Source organism: Haloarcula hispanica ATCC 33960, assembly GCF_000223905.1.
In the GTDB taxonomy this organism is placed as follows: Archaea; Halobacteriota; Halobacteria; order Halobacteriales; family Haloarculaceae; genus Haloarcula; species Haloarcula hispanica.
On sequence record NC_015948.1, the window covers coordinates 268,893 to 291,464 of the forward strand.

18 protein-coding genes are annotated in these 22,572 nt (G+C 62.8%); 8 read left to right on the plus strand and 10 right to left on the minus strand.

Features of this window, described 5'->3' with window-relative positions; genetic code table 11:
• Positions 1-131: 131 nt before the first annotated feature.
• The 8 genes from HAH_RS01375 to HAH_RS01410 form a co-directional block, all read right to left on the minus strand.
• Positions 132-1,289 carry an iron transporter gene (locus tag HAH_RS01375; RefSeq protein WP_233425841.1) on the minus strand — a complete coding sequence of 386 codons (1,158 nt, stop codon included), beginning with the start codon at positions 1,287-1,289 and terminating at the stop codon, positions 132-134.
• 87 nt (positions 1,290-1,376) lie between these two features.
• Positions 1,377-2,684 carry a DUF7405 family protein gene (locus tag HAH_RS01380; RefSeq protein ID WP_014039288.1) on the minus strand — a complete coding sequence of 436 codons (1,308 nt, stop codon included), beginning with the start codon at positions 2,682-2,684 and terminating at the stop codon, positions 1,377-1,379.
• A gap of 152 nt (positions 2,685-2,836) precedes the next feature.
• A complete protein-coding gene (locus HAH_RS01385; RefSeq protein WP_014039289.1) occupies positions 2,837-4,012 on the minus strand; it encodes a mandelate racemase family protein in 1,176 nt (391 codons plus the stop codon).
• Positions 4,013-4,195: 183 nt separating this feature from the next.
• Positions 4,196-5,056: an MBL fold metallo-hydrolase gene (locus HAH_RS01390; RefSeq protein WP_014039290.1), complete on the minus strand. Its 861-nt coding sequence runs from the start codon at positions 5,054-5,056 to the stop codon at positions 4,196-4,198.
• 44 nt (positions 5,057-5,100) lie between these two features.
• Positions 5,101-6,183 carry a D-xylose 1-dehydrogenase Gfo6 gene (gfo6, locus tag HAH_RS01395; RefSeq protein ID WP_014039291.1) on the minus strand — a complete coding sequence of 361 codons (1,083 nt, stop codon included), beginning with the start codon at positions 6,181-6,183 and terminating at the stop codon, positions 5,101-5,103.
• A gap of 725 nt (positions 6,184-6,908) precedes the next feature.
• Entirely contained in the window at positions 6,909-8,354 is a 1,446-nt protein-coding gene (gene xacF, locus HAH_RS01400; protein WP_014039292.1) for a 2,5-dioxovalerate dehydrogenase, read from the minus strand.
• Positions 8,355-9,088: 734 nt separating this feature from the next.
• Positions 9,089-9,277 (minus strand): hypothetical protein, encoded by a 189-nt coding sequence (locus HAH_RS01405; RefSeq protein ID WP_014039293.1) that lies wholly within the window; start codon positions 9,275-9,277, stop codon positions 9,089-9,091.
• Between the two features lie 389 nt (positions 9,278-9,666).
• Positions 9,667-10,581, minus strand: coding sequence for a M48 family metallopeptidase (locus HAH_RS01410; protein WP_023843087.1), 915 nt, complete (start codon positions 10,579-10,581; stop codon positions 9,667-9,669).
• Between the two features lie 261 nt (positions 10,582-10,842).
• Here HAH_RS01410 and HAH_RS01415 point away from each other — a divergent pair, with 261 nt between their 5' ends.
• Entirely contained in the window at positions 10,843-11,559 is a 717-nt protein-coding gene (locus HAH_RS01415) for a fumarylacetoacetate hydrolase family protein (RefSeq protein ID WP_014039295.1), read from the plus strand.
• A gap of 109 nt (positions 11,560-11,668) precedes the next feature.
• Here HAH_RS01415 and HAH_RS01420 read toward each other — a convergent pair whose 3' ends face one another.
• Together HAH_RS01420 and HAH_RS01425 are read right to left on the minus strand one after the other, a co-directional pair.
• Positions 11,669-13,414, minus strand: coding sequence for an excinuclease ABC subunit C (locus tag HAH_RS01420; RefSeq protein WP_014039296.1), 1,746 nt, complete (start codon positions 13,412-13,414; stop codon positions 11,669-11,671).
• A gap of 33 nt (positions 13,415-13,447) precedes the next feature.
• A complete protein-coding gene (locus HAH_RS01425; protein ID WP_014039297.1) occupies positions 13,448-14,074 on the minus strand; it encodes a hypothetical protein in 627 nt (208 codons plus the stop codon).
• 137 nt (positions 14,075-14,211) lie between these two features.
• Here HAH_RS01425 and HAH_RS01430 point away from each other — a divergent pair, with 137 nt between their 5' ends.
• The 7 genes from HAH_RS01430 to HAH_RS01460 all read left to right on the plus strand — a co-directional run bounded on the left by HAH_RS01430 (position 14,212) and on the right by HAH_RS01460 (position 22,507).
• A complete protein-coding gene (locus tag HAH_RS01430; RefSeq protein WP_014039298.1) occupies positions 14,212-14,685 on the plus strand; it encodes a hypothetical protein in 474 nt (157 codons plus the stop codon).
• Between the two features lie 296 nt (positions 14,686-14,981).
• Positions 14,982-16,085 (plus strand): pyridoxal-phosphate-dependent aminotransferase family protein, encoded by a 1,104-nt coding sequence (locus tag HAH_RS01435; protein WP_014039299.1) that lies wholly within the window; start codon positions 14,982-14,984, stop codon positions 16,083-16,085.
• 187 nt (positions 16,086-16,272) lie between these two features.
• A complete protein-coding gene (locus tag HAH_RS01440; RefSeq protein ID WP_008311299.1) occupies positions 16,273-16,542 on the plus strand; it encodes a HalOD1 output domain-containing protein in 270 nt (89 codons plus the stop codon).
• 187 nt (positions 16,543-16,729) lie between these two features.
• Positions 16,730-18,331, plus strand: a complete 1,602-nt coding sequence (locus HAH_RS01445; RefSeq protein WP_014039302.1) for a methyl-accepting chemotaxis protein — start codon at positions 16,730-16,732, stop codon at positions 18,329-18,331.
• Positions 18,324-19,034: a bacteriorhodopsin gene (locus HAH_RS01450; protein ID WP_014039303.1), complete on the plus strand. Its 711-nt coding sequence runs from the start codon at positions 18,324-18,326 to the stop codon at positions 19,032-19,034. Before HAH_RS01445 ends, HAH_RS01450 begins: the two co-directional genes overlap by 8 nt.
• A gap of 79 nt (positions 19,035-19,113) precedes the next feature.
• Entirely contained in the window at positions 19,114-21,198 is a 2,085-nt protein-coding gene (gene ligA / locus HAH_RS01455) for an NAD-dependent DNA ligase LigA (RefSeq protein ID WP_014039304.1), read from the plus strand.
• A gap of 145 nt (positions 21,199-21,343) precedes the next feature.
• A complete protein-coding gene (locus tag HAH_RS01460) occupies positions 21,344-22,507 on the plus strand; it encodes a PAS domain-containing response regulator (protein ID WP_014039305.1) in 1,164 nt (387 codons plus the stop codon).
• The last annotated feature ends 65 nt before the right edge of the window (positions 22,508-22,572 follow it).

The following is a 22,572-nucleotide window of genomic DNA, read 5'->3' on the forward strand; positions in this document are numbered from 1 at the left end:
GGCGGTAGCAGATTCTCTCCCGATGTGGCACTCTGGCCCGGAGTTGCATCTCGATCGTAGCTGACAGTACACGGCCAGGCCATGTCTGGCGTGAGAACTGTCATCTCCTCGCTGTGTCCCCGAGTAGCCCCCTACGTCCCGTCTCCGAGCGTGAGCGTCGTGTCGTCGAACTCCAGAAACGCAGTCTGGTAGCCGCGATGTCGCGCGACCTGTGGCGGGGCCCCGACCGAAAGCGTCACGTCGTCACCCATCGCGATAGCAGGGAACGGGGCACCGTAATGATACCCCAGTTCGGGGTGAATGGCTGCCTTCAGTGGCTCGCGGACCTCCTCGCCGGCGTTGGCCACAGTTGCTCGGAGACCCATGAACGGGAGGGGATACTGGTTGTACGGCGTTCGAGCGGACACGGCGAGATACGGACCAGAGCTGTCGATTCCGGCCGGAGCCCTACGCAGCACCTGCACCACAAATTCCGCAGCACCACTTTCGATGATCCCGCCGTGTTCACCCGGTAGCGACGCTGCATCCGCCAGCCTTCCGTCGGGCTGCATATCCGTCTCCATCGGTTCGAGCGCCCCCGCTTGTCCCGCCTCGTCGACGAACCGCTCGCGAATGTTGTTCGTGATGTCGGTTCTGAACAGCAGGTCGAACTCGGCGTCCACCGCGTCGGTGAACCGCCCGCGATACTCCCCTAACTGCCGCGCTGAGACCGGGTCAAACGAGAGTTGCACCGTGTACTCTCCCTCCTCCGGAAACGCGACGTTGTCCCCGAAGTGTGGGCCCATCTGCTGGGACAGCATCGGCCACAGCGACTTTTCGGTCACACTGTCGCCGCTCGCGGCATCTCGAACCTCGACAGGCGGGCTACCCAGCGGGATGCGCTGGTTGTACTCCGGGTCCCACACGGTTGCCATGAGATGCAGTCCCTGCCCGTCCTCGATCTGTACGTAACTCTTCTCCTTGCCAGTTAGTATCCAGAAGTCGTGAAGCAGTGTATAGGACATCGCCACCATATACGGTCCTACCTCCGCCATACCGACCATCCGCATCCCGTCTTGATGTGCCGGGATGTGCACTAATGGCCGTTCCTGGGCAGACGCTGTCGGGAGCTCATTTCCCCGTCCCTGTTCGGTTCCCTCGGGCGTCGATTCGGTACCGCCAGGTGCAGCCTCGGACGGGGTCTCGTCCGCGGCGTCATCCCCCGTTGCACAGCCGGCGACACTCACCCCAAGTGCTACCCCGCTCGTAGCGATGAAGTCCCGGCGCGTCGGGTTTCTCCTGGGCGACATGGTATCCCTCTGCTCTCGGAAAGGATAAAAAACCTTGTCAGGGATAGACCGTCGCCGTCGTTCGGGCGGACTGTGGGGCCGGCTGGGTCACGACGGACGGGGGAACGAGCGTTTCGAGCGGGGCGGGAGCAAGTAGTTCCCGCGTCGAACCGTCGTAACGTATTGCAGTATCCCGTTGTTGTTCTTCGTACCGACGCCGCCGACATTCGCAACGTCGTCGCCGTTCATGGCGTTCCGGGTCCGGATAAAGTCCGTTATGCCCTCCTGAAGACTGAGGAAGTGTACTCCGGTTTGGCCATCGTCTACCGTCGCGAAATCGCGCCGGAGGAGCCGTGGGTCACCGCCCTCATCTCGTGTACGCGCGAGTTTCTGTGCGTGCCCGACCACTCCCTTCTCAAATGCGTCGTCCTCGACTCGGTCAGCGACGCCAGTCTCCGCTACGAGCGACGAATCACCGAGGTTGTCGCCCACGCCCTCGACCAGGTTCTTCGCTGCGTGCGTCGCCGAGAACATCTTGGCGACGCGCTGTTCCCGGGAGTCTTGGTTGTACCACTGTTCCAGTTCCGTGTGTAGCAGTGAGAGGTGTTGCGTGGTCCCGCCCGTGAACGGCCCCTCCGCGATCGTTACGCTGTCTTCCGTCGCCTGATTCTGTCGAAACCCCGATTTGAAACCCATGAACAGCGGTGCATCTTCGGGGACCGCGCCGTCCGGAACGCCATCCACGTCGTCGTGTTCCGCCGGGAGCCCCGCACCGATAAACCCTGTCCGTCGGTCGATCAAATCGACCGTCCCGTCTATGGTTTCGGTGACTTCGCTCCCGTTTGCGGTCTCCAGCTCACCGAACAGCGCTTGCTTGGCCTCCAGCACCGCCGAAGCGCGGTCGCTTGCCAGATGAACGAGGAGATCCGGGGTATCGAACGACGGGTCCTCGAAAGGGGCCAGCGCCGCTGGCTGTGGCAGGTCGACCAACTCGGAGAGCGGTTCGTCATACCGGTCGAAGTACGCTGGGGAGTAGCCGACAGTAAACAGAAGCCCGTCAGACCCCCACCGATACGTCTCCTCTAGCTCGCGAAACGCGTTCTCCGCTTGTGTCCGGTCGCCATCATTGACCGGTCCGTCGCCAACATAGTCGGCCAGCAACAACACATGGTGCCGAGCCGGCACCGGATTCCCGTGCTCGTCGGTTCGAGAGAACTCGTTCCACGCGTGCTGTCGACTCGGTAGTTCAGCCTCCGATTCGGTGCCAGCCGGCCGGTCTGTACCGCGGTCTGTCCCTCCCGCCTCCGTTGGCTGCCCCTCCAGGTCGAGGCAGGCTGCGAGCCCTGTCGACCCTCCGAGGGCGACGGCTGCGCGGAGCGTTTCCCGGCGGGTCAGGGTCCTGTCTCCGTCTGTCATCAACTACTATCCGTTCGGACGATTCCGGCATAAGTATTCGCCTGGGACCCAACAGGACGACGCTCGGCGGCCTGTCCCCGCGAACGACGAGACGGCTCGCTACTGCGGCAGTCAAAACGGACGGAGTGCGCTTACCGGGAAAAACAGTGCCGCTATTCGTAGATGTGGACGCTCCCGGTGGTGTTGTCCTCGATGTAGTCCCAGTCGTACTCCACGCCCAGGCCGGGGCCGTCGGGGACGCTGACCGTCCCGTCGTCGTCGACGGCGTCCATCAGGTCGGAGTAGCCGCCCTCGTACACTGGCGGCTGGGTGTTCTGGCAGTCCGGGTGGACCAGCGCCATCTCGTAGTAGTTCGAGTTCCGGCAGGCGGCGATGCAGTGGCGCTGGGCGGGGCCGGGTGCGTGGAACTCCACGTCGAGGCCGTACGCTTCGGCCATGCGAGCCACCTTGATCGCGCCGGTGATGCCTGCATCGTACTCGGGGTCGGCTCGGAGGAAGTCGGTTGCCTCGCTGGCGGCGAAGTCGGATTTGATCTCCAGTCCGCGGATGTGTTCAGTCTGGAGGATCGGCGTGTCGAGTTTCTGTGCCAGCTTCTTGTGGGCGTGCTGTGAGATACCGCCGTCGCGGAACGGGTCCTCGTACCAGAAGAAGCCCTGTTCATCGAGCGCCCGGCCCAGTTCCAGCGCGTCGGCGAACGTCTCCAGTTCGCAGGCGGGGTCGTGCATCAGGTCCATCTCGTCGCCGACCGCTTCGCCGACGGCGTGGACTGCCTCGACTTCGCGGTCGAGACTTCGGGCGTCGTCGCCGCCGCCCCAGCCGTGAATCTTGAAGCCGCCGAAGCCCTCGTCGCGGCACTCCTCGGCGAAGTCGGCGAAGGCCTCGGGCGAGTCCAGCCCGCCCGCGTCGTCGCCGTGGTACGTCGACGCGTAGGTGGGGATACGCTCGCGGTAGGTCCCCAGCAGTTCGTGAATCGGTGCGTCGTAGTACTTGCCGGCGAAGTCCCACAGCGCGATGTCGATTGGGCCGATGCCCATCCGGTCGTACTTCCGGAGCGCGCGCTTGCATTCGGACCAGTGTTTCTCGCGTTTCAGCGGGTCCTTGCCGATGAGGTACTTCGCGATGATGTTGTACTGGGCGGCTGCCGGCGAGTTCCCGCCGACGTACTCGCCCGTGATTCCCTCGTCAGTGTGAATCTGTACGCCGAACAGTTTCCGCGTGGTTGTCTCGCCCGGCGCATAGACCAGATTGAAGCCGTGCTTGTCGGTCCCGACGTCATTAAGGGGGTACTCGAACTCTCGGCTTTCGATCCTCGTTATCGTTGGCGACATTTGCCGGACATACTGTGGTGGGGATATTAAAGCTACCCCGCGACAGATACGCCGTCTCTGTTTGAGCGGCCGACACAGCAGCCACCGGAACCACGGTCTCATACTGCCAGCTGTAAGTCTGTGAAGAATCTCGCCATCTCGGGGTGGCGAATATCTTGAAATAGTTACAGCCGGCAGTATCACTCAGTCCAGCGCGTCAATACGACGAATACCGGCCTCACCCAGCCGAACCGAACAGCCGATGTACAGCGGCTCGATGACTCGGGGGTAGTCGAACGACACCGCGTGCTCGTGGAGCACCTTCGGGTCGCCGGCTTCGCCCTGCCACATATCGTGATGTGAGGGGAGCAACCGGGATAGCTGGAGCTGATTTGCGGCCTCGATAATCTCGTTTTCGTCCATGTACCACTTCGTTCTGACACCGCAGTCCGGCTCGGGCTCGTAGATAGAGCCGACGGTGCCAAACGCCAGCGCGCCCACGTCGATGTCGAACTGTTCGCCGACGTCGGCAAACGCCTCGGCAGGCCGGCTATCGCCGGCGTGGAAGAACGTCCCGGCGTCGTGCTTGATGACGTACCCCACCGGTTCGATGGCGTCGGGGTCGTTGGTGCCAGTAACGTGAACGGTGAAATCACCGACAGCGAACTCGTCGCCGACGGCGATCTCGTTGCGCTGCTCGTCGGGCACCCGCATCTCACCGTCGTAGTCCGGAGAGTCGTACGACGCCGACGGCGCATACAGGTCCGCTCCGAGGTCCTCGACCAGCGGGCCGTACGACGGCGGGTGCATGTGGTCGATGTGTTCATGTGTGACGAGCGTGGCATCACACTGGGTCGCGTCGGCGGGGTCCATCGGTACCGGAATCATGCGGATGAGGTTCGGCGGGTCGCCAGTCCCGAAGTAGGGGTCGATGTACAGCGTCGTCGACTGCGACCGGAGTACGAAGCCGTTACAGCCGAGATACCAGATTACGACGCCATCGCCGGGGTCTGTCGCCTCTATCTCGTCGTGGACGAACCAGTCGTCCCACGTTGACTGAACCATGCGCCGAACTACGCCTGGCCGGGTCAAAAAATCTCGTACCGCATTCAGTCGAGTGTGACTGTCGACTCCGTCTCGGAGGCCTCGTAGATTGCCTTGATCGTGTTGATGTCGACGAGGCCGTGTTCACCGTCGGCGTAGGGCTCAGTGTCGGTCAGCAGACAGTGGGCGAAGTACTCGAACTCTTCTTCCATCTGATCGATCTGTTCGAAGTCGATGTCGACCGTCGTTCCCTCGTGAGAAAGCTGGAGCGCGCGGTCGTCCCAGGGATAGAAGGCCGGTTCGACGCGGACCTTGCCCTCGGTTCCGAGTACGGAGATGTGACTGTCGAGATGGGCGTTCTGGCTGGCTGTACACATCGCGTACATGTGGCCGGGGAAATCTAACTGGAACGCGCCGTGTTCGTCTGGCACGTCGGCGAACTCTTCCTGTACCGATGCGACAGTCCCCCGGACGGCCACGGGGTCGGCATCCAGCAGGAATCGGCTCGTGTTCAGCGGATAGAGGCCGATATCCATCACGGCACAGCCGCCGGAAAGCTCCCCGTCCAGCCGCCACTGGTCGGGGTCGGGGACGAGTTCGAGGATGGGCTCGGTCATATTCCCGTGGACGAACAGCGGTTCGCCGATGTACCCTTCGTCGATGAGGTCTTTCGCCCGCCGGACGGCTGGCTCGGTGTGCATCCGGTAGGCGATCATCAGCGTCGCGTCGTGTTCGTCACAGACCTCGACCATTCGCTCGGCGCGCTCGATGGTGGCCTCCATCGGCTTCTCACAGAGGATTGCCTTCCCCAGTTCTGCCGCCGTCTCGACGTAGGGGAGGTGGAGCGCGTTCGGGGTGACAATGTAGACGGCGTCGTACGCGTCGCTCGCAGCCCCGTCGTGGAACTCCTCGTAGGTGATCGCGTGTTCGACTGTCTCCGAATCAGCGGCCACATCGGCCGCCTTCTCGCGGTCACTGCTGACCAGCACAGTCGTTTCACAGAGGTCCCCCGCGTCGACGGCGGGCATCGCCTGTTCGGTGGTCCACCAGCCGACGCCGATCATCGCGAACCGTACTGGATCGTTGGTCTCTGTCTGTTCCTGCCAGTCTCGACGGTCGAATCCTCCCGTGAGCGCGTCAACGTTCATGCCACTGCCATCGACTGGCTGGATATTATCTTTTGTGTTGGCACGCCCGTGTCAGCTCCCGCTGTTCCAGAGTGGCGAATGGTAGTTCGTCTGTTGAGTAAACTAGTCCCAGCAGATGACATAGATGTTTGGTATTATGGAACGATATGACAGTCTCACCCGCATATATTCTACAGCGACCCGTCGATAATCCGGGCGGAAAATACTGTTTCACGGGCCGTCTGTGGACTGTCTTCGTCTACGCTCTCCGGTTTCCGTATCGAGAATAACGACAGTACAACCGTTACGGGAACATTCCATAATACTGAACGGACTGTCGAGGGCGGAGCGCCACGGTTCGTTTGACAAGGGGGCCGCTTCGAAGCTCCGCCCCGCTCGCTGTGTTCACACGGGGTGTCTACAATGACTGCCAACGACAGAACGGCGCTGCGCCCAATCGGATACCGGTCCCGTTTCTCGCCGTATTCTGACCGGTCCGGCTAGTGGCACTTCGCGGTAGTGAAACTTGCTTCGGATGCCGGGGCGCTAATAACGAGAGTGGAACGTCTGTACGGGACAGACAGTGTCGATGCTGGGACCGTTCCACCATCGTCGGCCGGTTGGGCTACGACCATGACTTTGTACGCTCGCTCTTGCGGTGGACAAGAGCAACAGGATATTAAGAATAATACTATATAACTTTATTGTAACAGAAACTACACCGTCAGCGACGGTGGCCGCCTCGATTAGCTGTTGCGGTACACCGTCTTGATGTAGCTGAAGAACTCCAGCCCGGCGTCGCCCTGCTCGCGGTAGGTGTTCGTCGAGGAGCGCTTGAGGCCGCCGAAGGGAACGTGCAGTTCCAGTCCGGTCGTCTTCTCGTTGACCTTGACCACACCAGACTCGGAGCGCTCGATGAACTCGTTTTCCTCCTCGATTCGGTCGGTCACGATGCTGGCCGAGAGCCCGTAGTCGATGTCGTTGGCGACCTCGACACCTTCGTCGAAGTCGGAGACAGGAATCACGGCGAGCACCGGCCCGAACACCTCTTCCTGTGCGATGCGCATGTCAGGTTCGACGTCGGAGAAGACGGCCGGCGAGATGAAGTTCCCGGCGTCGTACTCGCCACCAGCGAGCTCTTCGCCGCCCGTTTCGAGGGTTGCTCCCTCCGACTGTGCGATGTCGATGTACTCCAGGCTCCCCGCGAGCTCATCCTCACTGACGTGGGGACCCATGCCGGCCCGGTCGAGGCCGTTTCCGATCTCGAGCGACTCTGCATAGTCGACGACGGCGTCGAGGAACTCGTCGTACACGTCCTCGTGGACGATGGCCCGGGACGTGGCCGTACAGGCCTGGCCCGTCCCGCCGAAGGCCCCTGCTCCGACGATGTCGGCCGCTTTGTCCACGTCGGCGCTCGGCATGACAACGGTCGGGTTCTTCCCGCCCATCTCTGCCTGCGCGCGCTTCCCGTTGCTTGTCGCCTGTTCGTAGACGTGCTCGCCGACGGCCGCGCTGCCGGTGAACGACACTACGTCGACATCCTCGTGGGTGGTCAGTCGCTCGCCGACCTCGCTCCCGGGGCCACAGACCAGGTTGATAGCGCCGTCCGGAATACCGGCCTCGTCAAGCGCCTCGACGATCATTGCGCCGACGGTCGGCGCCTGCATCGCGGGCTTGATGACGACGGTGTTGCCGACCGCAAGCGCCGGGGCGATCTTCCAGGCCGGAATCGCGATGGGGTAGTTCCACGGCGTGATAAGCGCCGCGACGCCCATCGGCTCTTTTTTCGTCTGCAGACCGGCGCGGCCGCCGCTTGGCTGTTTGACAGTGCCGCCGAAGTCGCGGGCCTTCTCCGCGTAGTAATAGAAGATATCAATCGCACGCTGTACCTCGCCCTCGGCTTCGCCGAGCGGTTTCCCCTCTTCGCGGGTCAGCGTCTCCGCAAGCTCGTCTTTCCGGGACTTCAGGATTTCACCGGTCTCACGCAGGAGCACGCCGCGCTCCGGGCCAGACATTCCGCCCCATTCGTCTGTTGCTTCCGCCGCGGCCGCGACCGCTTCGTCGGCGTCCGCCGCCGAGGCCACCGGAACCGTGCTGACGACGTCAGTCTCGTCTGCCGGGTTCGTGACGTCCTGTGTCTCTCCGCTCCCGGTCCACTCACCGCCGATATAGTTCTCATACGTCTGCGTCATACGTTTGATTCATCTCATTCCCAATACTTACGCGTTTCCCATCCTTCGCTGTGCCGCGTCGTTCGACGGTATGGAACGACCGGTGGGTCACGGGGGAATGCTGGATAACAGGCACCGTAGCCAGTGTACCCAGCGTCGCCGGTCCAACCCCGAATTCGCGATGCCCGACTCACAGCGGAACCGCAATTGAAGGCACTAAAATAGCTACCGCTGTCAAACAGCACGACAATACGATCTGTGTGTTGCCAGATCTGTCACAACGTCAGCGTGGCCGCGTTGCGGTATCTGCGTTGCTTGGAAATTACTATTCGTCGGTCCGTACCGGTCTCCCTGAGCTATTCGCATTCTGTTGCCGTGTCGCTACGACTGATCGCTGCTGCGCCTCCTCCTAGTATATAAATCTATTTCATAGTATAACATGTGTATGTATGTTATTGATCCGCTGCTGGTAGTTGCTGGACTGGCCGCCGCCCGAGTCGCTCTCCCGACATTTGATATAGCGGTATTTAATTTATAGCGATAAACAGCACCGACGAAAAAATATCAGCCAATGCGCTGTAGTACGCCCAAAGGCTCTTGAACCGGGTCGAATCTACTACGCGAACGGTGCCAATTTTACCCTTCGACTTCAGAATATGGGTAACAAGTGAACAAGTATGAACACAAATACCGTAACACTCTCTCCAGTATTAACTATTTAGTACTACTAGACGATACTGACGCCCGTACCGAAATTAAACCCGGGCCAACTCGTCGCTGTCCACTCTTTCGAGAAGCGCGTCAACAAGTGCGCTCTTCCGGTGTGAGACAAGCAGATGGCAGTAAATGTCGTCTTCGCTGTCCGCACCACAGTTACACAGCGGGCATCCGTATGTGTGGCTCTTTGCCCCCTCGGTCGCTCGCTGCGGGATGCTGGCTTGCATATGCGGATGTAAGGGCCTTGCCGAACATAGCGGTTTCTAGGACCGCTATGTTGCTCTCAATGTGCATATAGAGACTCTCCCCGTGTCAGCCTCAGACGCGACACATCCGGCTGCTCACTCACCTCGACGAGATTGGTGTACAATGTTCGTATCCCTCTCACGCCTCAAACGAGACTGTCGTTGGTCAGACACGCCCGCCAAAACCGACGTGTTTCGACCGGTATCTACCACGAAGAAGACCGATTCTTAGTCATATATCTCCTATATGTTTGTTGAATGGGTTTGTCCATCTCTATAAGTAATCGTTTGCATATACTACGGCGCTACCGACCGTCGCTGAACGACGCAGCTACCGACGGCTGCCTGACGACTCACTCACCCTCGCGGAACTACCGTGCTGCGATCTCCTGTAGCCGCTGTATCCGTTCGTCTATCGGCGGGTGCGTCGATAGGAGACGTGAAAGCTCGCTGTCCGCTTCGCTGTGAACGTATAACTGTCGCAGGAGACCGGTCTCCGGCTTCGACGCCTGCTCGATTTTCGTGAGGGCTCGGGCGAGTCCAACGGGATTCCCCGTTATCTCGATCGCGCGGTCGTCGGCTGCCAACTCTCGACGCCTGGAGTAGCCGAGTATCAGCAGCGTTACCGCGAACCCGAGACCAGCAACGACCTGTAGCGCGTACTGCTGTGCCCGCCCGAGCCAGGAACGCGACCACGACGACGGGTCGCCGCGAAGCAACGCGAGCGAACGGGCGATACCGCCGGTTAGCACCACGGTGGGGAACACCACGAGGCCAGCGAGCCCGACAAACGTCTGGACGAGGCTGTACGCGACAGTCTGAACGAGCGCGTCGCGGGTCTCTAAGTGTGCGAGTTCGTGTGCCAGCAGCGCCTCGAACTCCGTCGCGGATAACAGTTGGAACAGCCGCCGGTCGACGACGATGACCCCAGCGCCGCCGCCGATGGCGAACGCGTTCGGGATCGGCAGCTCCGCCAGTAGCAACGTCGGCGTCTCGACGTCCATCTGATCGACGAGCGTGTCGAGGCGGCGGTAGACCTCCGGCACACGCGCCCGCGAGAGTTCGACTGCGTCGAGAGACCGCTTGAGCCGCGCCGTAGCAGCCCAGTAGTTCACGATGCCGAAAACAATTGCCGTCACGATAACGACAAGGGCGGCTATCAGCGGCGACGGACGGCTGTCCCACACTGGTAGAAGCAGCGCGTACCCCACGTATGCCGCCGAGAGATAGACCAGCAACGACAACACTCCGACGACGGCCATGAGGAGCCGTCGGGTCACAGCCATGTTCGTCGGTACGCCGCTGTGCGAAAAAATCGCTTCGGTGGCGTCACCACTGTTCCGTCCTTCGAATACTGCGATGCCAGTTTCGCGGCCATCGAGGATTTGGTATAGCGATATCGAATTTACTTCGGCTCCAAAAACGGAATACCTACTTCGCCGGACCGGCGACAAATCAGCGTTTCAGGCCTTGCTGCCGGTGATAGATACGAAGCAGCGCACACTGTAGCCGACACGCCTTTTTCACCGCCACACGGACCACTCAGTATGCGAACCGCACGACTTCTGACCGAGGATGGACCGCTCACCGGCGAATACGTCGATGGCGTCGTCCACGCTGACGACGGCCAGTACGTGGTCGGTCGCGATGGACGACTGCTCCCGCCGTGTGAACCGACCGCGCTGTACTGCGTCGGTCGGAACTACGCCGCGACCAACGACCAGATGGATTACGACCGGCCCGAGGAGCCTGACTTCTTCATCAAGCCGCCGACGTCACTGCTCGCCCACGAGCAGGACATTCCCTACCCGCCATTCACCGACGAGCTCACCTACGCCGGCGAGCTAGCTGCGGTCATCGGCGAGCGGTGCCACGATATCGACCCAGCTGATGTTCCGGACGCAGTCGCGGGATACACGATCCTGAACGACGTCGACGCGCTGGACCAGCAGGGCCGAACCGCACGCAAGGCCTTCGACGGGTCCGGGCCCCTGGGGCCATGGATCGAGACTGATGTCGACCCCACCGGTATCGACATGTACACCGATATCAACGACGAGCGCCGGCAGTCTGCCAACACCAGCGAGATGCTGTTCGGTCCCCACGAGGTGGTCGCGTACCTTTCCGAGCGGTTCACGCTCCGTCCGGGCGACGTTGTTGCGTTCGGCAGTCCGGCCAACCCGGGGACGGTCGCGCCCGGTGACACAATCGAGATAACCTACGAGGGTGTCGGGACGCTCCGGAACTCGGTCGTTTCGCTATAACGGCATTAAGACGCTGGAATAGCCATATAGCGGCCTTCTTTAGCCTCTTCTCGACAGATTAGTGAATCTGAGCGCTATGGCTCGATAAACCACTAAACGCTATACAAAATCACTGCAGCCGGGACCGAATCGTCTCCGCGGTTTGCTCGCCGATACCGTCGATAGCCGTCAGTTCTTCATCAGAGGCTGTCCTGACGTTGTCCACACTGCCAAAGCGCCGGAGCAGTCGCTTCCGCGTCTCGGGGCCGATGCCGGGCACGTCGTCAAGGGTCGTCGACACTTCGTCCCGTAGCGTCTGGTGGTACTGGACGGCAAAGCGGTGGGCCTCGTCGCGAATCCGCTGGAGCAGGTGGAGCTGCGGGGCGTCGCTGTCCCAGTCGTACACGCGGTCGGGCGCGATGACCAGTTCCTCGTCCTTCGCCAGCGCGATGGCCGGCACGTCCCAGCCGGTCTCGGCGAGGGCGTCGCGGGCCGCCCCGAGCTGGCCGTCGCCGCCGTCGATAAGTAACAGGTCCGGGTCCGGCCGGTCGTCCCGTCCTTCGACGGCGCGCGCGGCCCGCCAGCGGAGGAGTTCGCGCATGTTCGCGTAGTCGTCGTTCTGTTCGGTGAGCTTTTTCCGCCGGTAGTCGCTCTTCTCGGGCGTCTCGTCGACGAAGGTGACGTTCGAACCGACGGCTGACCGACCCTGTGCGTGGCTCACGTCGAAGCCCTCGATACGGCCCGGACGGTCGATACCCAGTGCGTCGGCTAGACGGCCGCTCTCGTCGTCGGTCCCACCGCGCTGGCGGGCATTCTTCAGCGCGAGGTCGACCAACGTCGCCTCCCGACCGGCCCCGGGCACGCCGAGCGTGACGCCCTCGCTCTCAAGCCACGCTTCGATGTCCGGGTCGGCAGGGGCTTCGGCACAGAGAATCCGGTCGGGGAGCTCTCGCTCGGCGTAGTACTGCGGGATGAACGCCCGGTACACGCCGGCAGTCCCTTCGCCATCCGGTGCTTCGAGTGTATGCCGGTCCCGTTCGACGAGCTTGCCGCCTTCGGCGTGGAGCCGGGCGACGATGGCGCGCTCGCCCTCGATGGCAGCCCCAAGCACGTCTGTTGTCTGATACCCCCCAGAGTCGCTGACGGCGGTATCTCCCTCTCCGTGGAGCGCCTCGACGGCCCCGAGCTTGTCCCGGAGGTTTGCGGCGCGTTCGAACTCTTGGTTCTGTGCAGCGGCCTCCATCTCGCGGCGAAGCGGGTCCGCCAGAACACCGGTTTCACCCTCGAAGTACCGCGTGACGGCTTCGACGTCCTCGGCGTACTCGCCCTCGCTGATTTCGCCGGTGCAGGGTGCGGTACAGATGCCCATCTCGTAGTCGAGACAGGGCCGGTCCCGGTTGCTGTACTTGTGGTCGGAACACCCCCGGAGCCCGTACGTCTCCCGCAGTGCCTTCACCACCGTCTCGACCCGCCCCTTGTCGGTGAACGGCCCGTAGACGGTTGCGCCGTCCGCGGGGTCGCGGGTCACCTCGATTCGGGGGACGGCATGGTCGGTCAACTGGACCAGCGGGTAGGACTTGTCGTCTTTCAGCCGGACGTTGTACGGCGGCCGGTGGCGCTTGATGAGGTTCGCTTCGAGGAGCAGCGCCTGTGTCTCGGTGTCGGTGACGGCGAAGTCGATGGTTTCGGCTCGCTCGACCATCTTGGCGATGCGCTCGCTCCGCGGGTCGGCGTACGAGCGCACGCGGTCCCGCAGGTCGACAGCCTTCCCGACGTAGAGGACCCGGCGTTTGTCGTCCCGGCCCTGTTCGAACAGGTACACGCCGGGCTCCCGTGGCAACGACCCCGCGCGCTCTCGAACCTCGTCGGCGTCCATTAGCACAGGGTTGGCGCTCGGCGGGGTTGAACGTCACGGGAGCGGGTCGTCTGGCGCCGACTGGGCCGCACTGCCGGCATCGGCAGGCGGAGCCTCCGGAACGATGGCAGCTTCGATCCGGTCGACGACGCTCTCGTCGTCCGGTGCAGTCAGCTCGATATCGTCGTCGCCGGCGACGCGCACGACGAGCAGTCGGTCGCGGCTCCAGAGGTAGACACCGAGGACGACGGCGGCAAAGGCCAGTGCGAGACCGCCGAACAGTCGCATCAGGTCGTCCAGTTGCGCCATCAGCGTCAGCATCGTCTGGAGCATTCCAAGCATGCCCCCGATACCGACGGCGCTCGCGGCACCGCCGCTGTCCAGCGAGACGTTGCCCACGAGGCTGTCGAGGCTCACGGTCATCCCGGCGGCCACAAGCACGACACCGACGACCAGCGCCTTCACGCCGAGTTCGAGAAACGACCAGTCGCCGCTGGTGGTGACGTCGACGCCCTCGACGTTGGGGCGGTCGACCTGTCGGTAGTTCGACCCCTCGCGGTCCGGCGTGAACACGAGGACGCGGTGACTCGTCACGACGACCCCGCCACGGTCCAGCCTGACGTCCGCTTCGATCACCTCGCCGTCGTACAGGAGGCTCTCGGCCCGTGCGACCCAATCCATACACCCCGTTTACCGCGGACACCTGTATATTCTCCCCCCGTAACCGCTAACTGTGCGCCCTCGAACATGACAGTATGACCGCCGACCCCCGCTGCCCTCACTGCTCGGAGAAGGTCAGTGCGACCGCGACGTGGTGTATGCACTGTGGCCGGGACTTCGAGAGCCCGGTCGACGCCGGAACCGGAACGACGGTTCTCGATGCCGGCGGCAGCCAGACCACGTCAGACCTCGAAGCGGCGCTGAACGCCGGCGACGTCGACGGTATCCAGAACGCTCTCGCACAGAGCGACAACGGGCCGACACTCGTCGGTGTCGTACTCGCCGGTATCGCGCTGTTTACCCTCCCACTCGTCTCGCCCCCGGGCGCTGCACTGTATCTCCTCGTCGTTGCCGGTGTCGGGGCAATTGCCGCGACACAGTCGACGTTCGACGCGGCGCTCAGAACCGGCGGGAAGGCACTCGCACTCGCTCCCTTCCTGCTGGTGTTTCTCGACGTGTTCCTCGGATATCTGTTCAGCGGAGCGGTAGCGACCAGTGCCACAGTTCTGTTCGGCCCGGCAATTTACGCCGGTCTGGTCATGTACGGTGTCCGCCGGTATCGTCGTCGCTGAGCGGTCTTCGGTGACCCGAACCCGAGTTGGCGTGCATCTCGACCAGCGTGTCGGCGACTTGCTCGACCGCTCTATCGGCGACGGCCGCTCGCTGGGCGTCCGTGAGCGGGGTGGGGCGGCCCATGGACGAATGTGGTTATTCAACTGATAAATACTTCGTGGAAGGTACAACCGCCATCTGTGTCTTTTCCTCGTGAGCGGTCCGCTCTTCTCAGGCCGCACGCCGGTTCGCTTCGCCCGGTATCAAAACTACCATGCCTCCCGGATTCGAGTGGTCATCTACTACAGGTGGTTCTGTGACCGAAAAACGCGAATACAAAGACGACTATCAGGACAAGACGCTGTATCTCCCGGGGCCGACCGAGGTGCGTGAGGACGTTATCGAGGCGATGGCCGAACCGATGTTCGGCCACCGGATGGACCGGATGACGGACCTCTACACCACCATCGTCGAGGACACGAAGGAGTTCCTCGGCACCGACAACGACGTCATCGTGCTCACGGCGTCGGGCACGGAGTTCTGGGAGTCGACGACGCTCAACCTGGTTGAGGACAGCATGCTCGTGCCGACCTCCGGCGCGTTCAGCGAGCGCCAGGCCAACGTCGCAGAGCGCCTCGGCAAGGACGTCGACCGCATCGAGTACGACTGGGGCACGGCGGTCAAGCCCGGCGACATCCGTGACGCGCTCGAATCCGGTGACTACGACGCCGTCGGGGCCGTGATGAACGAGACCTCGACCGGCGTCCGGAACCCTATCGAGGAGATCGGCGACGTGGTCGCGGAGTACCCGGACACCTACTTCATCGTCGACGCCATCTCCTGTCTCGGCGGCGACCAGATCGACATCGAGGCACACGGCATCGACGCCATCTTCACGTCCACGCAGAAGGCCTTCGCCATGCCGCCGGGGCTCGCGGTCTGTGCCGTCAGCGACGCGGCCTACGAGCGGGAACTGGAGAAAGACTCGGCGTCGTGGTACGGCGGCTTCCAGCGCTGTCTGGACTACTACGACCGGAAGGGCCAGACCCACTCCACGCCGGCGATTCCGCTCATGCTCGCGTACCGCAAGCAGATGAAACACATGCTTGATGAGAGCCACGACGCCCGCGACCAGCGCCATCAGGAGATGGCCGAGTACACGCGCGAGTGGGCGCGCGAACACTTCGACCTCTACCCCGAGGAGGGCTACGAGTCCCAGACGGTGACCTGCATCGAGAACACGCAGGACATCAACGTCGCCGAGACGGTCGAGACCGTCTCCGAAGAATACGACATGGTGTTCTCCAGCGGCTACGGCGACATCAGCGAGGAGAGCTTCCGCATCGGGCACATGGGCGAACACACCGTCGAGAGTATCAAAGAACTAACCGACGCAATCGAGGACGTCGCCGATCTGTAAATTGAGAAATAATCGACTGAGGCCGGGGCTATAGGCCGTTCTGGGGCGGTTCGCTTCTACCACTTGGCGTTTTCACAGTTTGATAATGCTGGGAAGACTATATTACTGCCGACTACTTTGATGTAGATAGACGAACCATATGAGTAAAAGCAACAGGCGGAGTAGGGACAGCGACTCCTCAACACCGATGAACGTGACCAGAAAACAGTTCGACTGGAGCGAGACGCGACCGAGCGCGGCAGTGACTGAGTACATCTCCGCCATGACCGGCCGGGAACAAACTGACTTCGCACCGCTGTACGAGACTGTCGACCCCGAAGCGCTCGACTCACTCGTCGACTCCTCGAAGCGCTCGACGCCTGTCAGTATCTCGTTTGAATATGCCGGTCACTCGGTCACTGTCCGAAGCGACGGGGAACTCGTTATCAAGGCACCAAGCGCCAGTATTGGCCGATAACTTTCGGTTTGCGGAGTTTTTGCTCCTCCTCTCCTGTTTTGCCCCTGATAGCGATTGTGCTTGTGCAGGATCGAAACGCCCAGTTCCGAATATCTATAAAAAACCGTTTTTAGGCCTCGACACCCCAATTATCAGTGTTTGAATTCGAAAAGGTAGGCATAAGTCAGGAGGTCAGAAATTCGTACGTATGACTGGGACGAACGTGCGAGCGAGGGTTGTGACCCACTACAGCCGACGAATCGGGGTCGCAATCGGTGTGACGCTCGCAGTCACGCTCGCGTTCGGGGCTGTGTTTGCCGCGCACGCGGCAAATCAGGGGGCTGGACTCGCGGCCATTTCTGGGACGCTGTTCGTGGTAACGCTCAATCTCGGACTGCTCGCGATTGTTCTGGCCGGGAACGCGGCGGTCGAACTCCGGCGCCTGACCGACGCCGCGACAGCTATCGAGGACGGCGACCTTGAGACTAGTCCGGACGTCGACCGCGCGGACGAGTTCGGTCGCCTCGCATCGGCTTTTGACAGTATGCGCCGCTCTCTCAGCGACGCGTTCGACGAGTCCGAAACCGCACGTAAGGAGGCCGAACAGGCCAAGCAAGACGCACAGGCGGCGCGACAGGAGGCCGAGGAGTTCAACGAAACGCTCCTTGATCATGCGACGGACATCGGTGACGCAATGACGGCCGCGGCTGACGGCGATTTCACCCGAAGTCTCGACACAGACACCGGTGTCGATGCCGTCGAACGGATCTCGGTCGCCTACGAGGAGATGGCCGACGGCCTCTCGGAAACTGTCGTCGATATCCGGCAGTTCGCAACTGATGTTGAGGAAGCAAGCACGGCCGTCGCTGCCGACGCGACAGAGGTCGAGGAACTCAATCAGTCTCTTGCCGTCGATATCCGGGAACTGGCCGGCGATATCGAAGCACAGGCAACCCAGCTCGAAACGGCCATCGAAGAGACGAACGACCTGTCCGCGACCGTCGAAGAAGTCGCCTCGACGACTGACGAAGTCGCTCGACAGGCCGGGGAAGCCGCGAACGTAGGCGCGACCGGGACAGACCGTACGGCAGAGGCCATTGAGGCCATCGAAGGAATCGAAACCGCTGTGACCCACCTCGACGAGTTGGTGACTGACTTGGATGACCGCATGGACGACGTCGCGGCCACGACCGGGCTGATAGATGATATCGCCGAGCAGACGAATATGCTCGCACTGAACGCCAACATCGAGGCCTCACACGCCGGTGACGGCGGTGACGGGTTCGCTGTCGTCGCCGAGGAAGTCAAGACGCTCGCGGAGGAAACCCAGGCGGCGATCGACGAGATCGAGAGTATCGTTGAGGGGGCTCGCGGGGAAGTCGACGAGGTGGCCGACGAGATGGACCACACCAGAGAGCGCATCGACGCGGGCGTTACCACGGTCAATCAGGTCGGTGACGCCGTCGAGCGGTTGACTGACACTGTCGACGATGTCGACGCTGCGATGGCCGAGATCTCACGGGCGACCGACGACGGTGCCAGCGCGACCGAGGAACTGGCCGCGACTATCGACACCGTCGGCGAGGTCGCCAGCGACGTCGCCGAACAGTCCCACGACCTGGCCGATACGGCCCAGGAAACCGCCGAAACGATGAGTGCCGTCCGGCAGCGGGCAGAGGACCTCTCGACACGGACCCGAGAACTCATCGATCGACTCGATGCGTTCGAGACGCGGGCAGTCGGTCACGGTGGAACGGACGGGGCGACACCGACCGCCGGACAACAGCGCGTCGGGGGCGACGATGATTAGCGGGTCGGCCGTCTACGAGATCGCCGCGGTCCTGCTGGCCGTCGCGGCCGTCGTGCTCTCTGGGTGGCTCAGGCGCATTCCGTCGTCCCACCGACACTACTGCTACCCGGTGGTGGCCGTCGTCGGGATTTCGGCCGTGACGACCGCGCTGACGGCGGCCGGCGTCCTGCCAGTGCCCGGGTCCCAGCTCACTGTCCCGAACATCGTCGACGACTTCGTCGCGTACACGGTGCTGTGGACGCTCACGGTCGCGATAGCCGGGGCGTCCCGCCGAACGTTGGCTGTCGCCGCCGCCATCCCGGCGGTACAGGTCATCGCTTTCAACGGCGGGACGATCGTCGGCGGCGCTATCGGACTCGTCGGCTTTGGCGTCCTCGTTATCGGCCAGCTCCTGCTTGCGTACCTGTTACTCGGCCCAGTCTGGCGTCGTGCGGCCGACCTGCCCGACGACCAGCGGCTCCTGCACTGGAAGTCCCGGAACCTCCTGTTGTTCCTCATCGGGATGCTCATCGCCTACTCGTTGCTTGCGGTTGCGGACGTGTTCGACCCGTTCGTGTTGACCGTCATCAGCGAGTACATGGGGCTCCTGATCCGCGTCGGCTTCGCCGGGTTCCTGTTTGCCAACGTCGATGCTATCGCGGTCGACCGGACCGGCTTTGCCGACGTAGCATCGGAGTCGGCTGGCGCTCAGCACGCTGATTGACGAGGGCCGCTGTTGTTGGTATAACACTCTGCAATCCCAGACGGAGTTGCTTAGTGGTCGGCACCCAGAACAGACTGTAATGGCTGTAGCCGACGACGCTGATCTCGCGGACAACCCCTATGTCGAGGGACCCCCGACCGAGTTCGAGGACACAACGACTCTCGACGAAGCGACGGCCCGCGAGCAAGCCGACCAGTTGCGCGAGGCGCTCCGCTACCACGATTACCGGTACTACGTCGAGAACGACCCGGTCATCGGCGACCGGGCCTACGACGCGCTGTTTGCCCGGCTCCAGCGACTCGAATCGGCGTTCGACCTCGACACCGACGGCAGTCCGACCCAGCGCGTCGGTGGCGAGCCACTGGACGAACTCCCCGACGTCGAACACGTCGCCCGGATGGGCTCTATCGACCAGGGCGGCGAGGAAGCGGACGTACGGGAGTTCGACGAGCGGGTTCGCGACGGGCTGGGAACCGACGCCGTTCAGTACTTCTGCGAGCCGAAGTTCGACGGCCTCTCTATCGAGATCGTCTACGAGGACGGCGTCTATCAGCGCGCTGCGACCCGCGGCGACGGCGAGGTCGGCGAGGACGTGACCGAGAACGTCCGGACCATCTCCAGTGTCCCCCAGCGGCTCCGCGGTGACTACCCCGACTTCCTGGCCGTCCGCGGCGAGGTGTACATCCCGCGGGACGCCTTCACGGCGTTCAACCGCGAGCGCGTCGAGCGCGGCGAGGACCCCTTCGCGAACCCCCGCAACGCCGCCGCCGGGACGCTCCGCCAGCTCGACCCGGCGGTGACCGCAGAACGCCCGCTGTCGGTGTTCTTCTTCGGCGTCCTTGACGCTTCGGTCAGCTTCGAGAGCCACAGCGAGATACACGAGCGGTTCCCCGAGTGGGGCCTCCGGGTGTGCCAGCGGACCGCTGTCGTCGACGACATCGACGCCACCATCGACTACCGGACCGACCAGCAGCAGGCCCGCGACGACCTCGATTACGAGATCGACGGCGTCGTCATCAAAGTCGACGACATGGACGCCTGCGACGAACTCGGCTCGACCTCGCGCGCCCCGCGGTGGGCCTTCGCCTACAAATTCCCGGCCCGCAAGGAGGAGACGACGGTGCGGGACATCGTCGTGCAGGTCGGCCGGACCGGCCGGCTCACCCCCGTCGCGCTGATGGACCCCGTCGAGGTCGGCGGCGTCACCGTCTCCCGCGCCTCGCTGCACAACCCCTCGCTCATCGCCGACCTCGGCGTCGACGTGGGCGACCGCGTCCGCATCAAGCGGGCCGGGGACGTCATCCCGGACGTCGTCGAAGTGCTCGATGACAACGGCGACGGCCACTTCGAGTTCCCGGACACCTGCCCAGCCTGTGACAGCCCGGTCGAGCGCGATGGCCCGATGGCGTTCTGCACCGGCGGCCTCACCTGCCCCGCCCAGCGCGAGCGCAGCGTCGAACATTACGCCAGCCGCGACGCGCTGGACATCGAGGGCCTGGGCGAGAAGGCCGTCCAGCAACTGCTGGACGCCGACCTCGTCTCGGACCCCGCGGACCTGTACGAACTCACCGTCGAGGACCTCACTGACCTAGAGGGGTGGGGCGAGACCAGCGCCCGGAACCTCGTCGAAGGGATGGAGGACGCCCGCGAGCCGCCGCTTGCGAACTTCCTCGTCGCGCTGGGTATCCCCGAAGTGGGCACCGTCACCGCACGAAACCTCGCTCAGGAGTTCGGCACGTTCGAGGCGATACTGGACGCTGCCGACGAGGGCAACACCGACGCCTTCGAGGCCGTGCCCGACGTAGGTTCGACCGTCACGCGCTCAATCGTAGAGTTCTTCGAGGGCGAGGGCAACCGCGCCGTCATCGACCGCCTGCTCGACCACGTCGACCCGCAGGCCGCTGAGGAAATGGGCGGCGACGCCCTGAACGGCCAGACGTTCGTCTTCACCGGGTCGCTCGACGGCTACACCCGCAGCGACGCACAGGACCTAATCGAGCGCAACGGCGGGTCAGCGACGAGCAGTGTCTCCGGCAACACGGACTATCTGGTGCTTGGCGACAACCCAGGCCAGCGAAAACAGGACGACGCGGACGAATACGGCGTCGAGACGCTCAGTGAGGGCGAATTCGAAGAACTATTGGACGACGCGGGCGTGCTGTAATCGCGGGTCCCGGACGCAGCCGTCGGCCGTGGTGAGACTTCCCGGAACCGAAGTCAATACGACTGATCGCGCCGATCCCTGTCTGGCGGTGACCCTCGGTCTCGGCCATATTTATTTGTTCGTGCACCGTCAACTACACAAAATAATGGACCATTCTGGTGATTCGGTCCGTATTATCCACGTTGATGACAACTCGAACTTCGCCGACACGACTGCGGCGTTGCTCGAACACGAGGACGACCGGTTGTGCGTCGAGACGGCGGCGAGTGCCGAACAAGCGCTAGAGACACTCTCTACGGTCCAGTACGACTGCGTCGTCTCGGACTACGACATGCCTGACCAGAACGGGATCGAGTTCCTCGAAGCCGTCCGCCAGCGCTACCCGGAGCTCCCGTTCATTCTCTACACCGGGAAAGGGTCCGAGGAAATCGCGAGCGATGCGATCTCTGCGGGTGTGACCGACTACCTCCAGAAGGGTTCGGGCGCCGAGCAGTACACACTGCTCGCAAACCGGATCAGAAACGCTGTCGACGCACATCGGTCCCAGCGAAAACTCGACGAGCGAACCCGTCGGCTGGAATCGCTCATCAGTAGCCTCCCAGGCATGGTTTATCGCCGCCTGAACGCACCGGGATGGCCAATGGAAACCGTCGAGGGCGAAATCGAACCGCTCACCGGCTACACAGCCACGGACTTCGAGACCGGGGCGGTAACCTGGGGTGAGGACGTCCTCCATCCGGCGGATCGAGACCGAATCACGGAGACCGTCCGGGAGGCGCTCGCGGCCGACGGCGAGTTCGAGATGACCTATCGGATTATCACTGCAGACGGCGCCACGAAGTGGATGTGGGAACGCGGCCACCGGGTCCCCGGTACGGGTGCTGACTCGGCCGTGCTGGAGGGATTCGTTACCGACATTACCGACCTCAGGGAGCGAGAACGGGAGCTACGACGGTACGAGCGGATGGTAAACACGATGCCGGAGTCGGCCTGCATCTACGACACGGAGGGTCGGTTCGAGGTTGTCAACGAGTACTTAGCCTCGTTCTACGGGACATCGAAGGACGAACTGGAAGGTGAACCGAGCCAGCTCCTGCCCAAGATCCGGAGCGAGTACGAGGGGGACCCATACCAAGAGCTGATTGACGGCGACCGCGACGAACTCCGAGGGGTGGTGAGCGGCGAGTTTTCCGGCCACGGGTACGAAGTGCTGGAGTACCGCCTCACGCCGCTGGAAGTCGATGGGCAGGTCACGGGAGTGGTTGCCGTCACTCGCGAAGTGACGGAACAGTGGGAGCACGAAAGATAGGTCGCCAAGCAGCGTTCGGTTCGAGATTGGCGGTGTCAAATCCCCCGGGTGACGTGTTCACTGCG

Coding starts and splice junctions, on each gene's coding strand:
- HAH_RS01445 (WP_014039302.1), top strand. CDS start 16,730: ATGACTGGGACGAACGTGCGAGCGAGGGTTGTGACCCACTACAGCCGA.
- HAH_RS01430 (WP_014039298.1), top strand. CDS start 14,212: ATGCACTGTGGCCGGGACTTCGAGAGCCCGGTCGACGCCGGAACCGGA.
- HAH_RS01420 (WP_014039296.1), bottom strand. CDS start 13,414: ATGGACGCCGACGAGGTTCGAGAGCGCGCGGGGTCGTTGCCACGGGAG.
- HAH_RS01405 (WP_014039293.1), bottom strand. CDS start 9,277: ATGCAAGCCAGCATCCCGCAGCGAGCGACCGAGGGGGCAAAGAGCCAC.
- xacF (WP_014039292.1), bottom strand. CDS start 8,354: ATGACGCAGACGTATGAGAACTATATCGGCGGTGAGTGGACCGGGAGC.
- HAH_RS01375 (WP_233425841.1), bottom strand. CDS start 1,289: ATGTCGCCCAGGAGAAACCCGACGCGCCGGGACTTCATCGCTACGAGC.
- HAH_RS01425 (WP_014039297.1), bottom strand. CDS start 14,074: ATGGATTGGGTCGCACGGGCCGAGAGCCTCCTGTACGACGGCGAGGTG.
- HAH_RS01390 (WP_014039290.1), bottom strand. CDS start 5,056: ATGGTTCAGTCAACGTGGGACGACTGGTTCGTCCACGACGAGATAGAG.
- HAH_RS01380 (WP_014039288.1), bottom strand. CDS start 2,684: ATGACAGACGGAGACAGGACCCTGACCCGCCGGGAAACGCTCCGCGCA.
- ligA (WP_014039304.1), top strand. CDS start 19,114: ATGGCTGTAGCCGACGACGCTGATCTCGCGGACAACCCCTATGTCGAG.
- HAH_RS01450 (WP_014039303.1), top strand. CDS start 18,324: ATGATTAGCGGGTCGGCCGTCTACGAGATCGCCGCGGTCCTGCTGGCC.
- HAH_RS01415 (WP_014039295.1), top strand. CDS start 10,843: ATGCGAACCGCACGACTTCTGACCGAGGATGGACCGCTCACCGGCGAA.
- HAH_RS01385 (WP_014039289.1), bottom strand. CDS start 4,012: ATGTCGCCAACGATAACGAGGATCGAAAGCCGAGAGTTCGAGTACCCC.
- HAH_RS01440 (WP_008311299.1), top strand. CDS start 16,273: ATGAACGTGACCAGAAAACAGTTCGACTGGAGCGAGACGCGACCGAGC.
- gfo6 (WP_014039291.1), bottom strand. CDS start 6,183: ATGAACGTTGACGCGCTCACGGGAGGATTCGACCGTCGAGACTGGCAG.
- HAH_RS01460 (WP_014039305.1), top strand. CDS start 21,344: ATGGACCATTCTGGTGATTCGGTCCGTATTATCCACGTTGATGACAAC.
- HAH_RS01410 (WP_023843087.1), bottom strand. CDS start 10,581: ATGGCTGTGACCCGACGGCTCCTCATGGCCGTCGTCGGAGTGTTGTCG.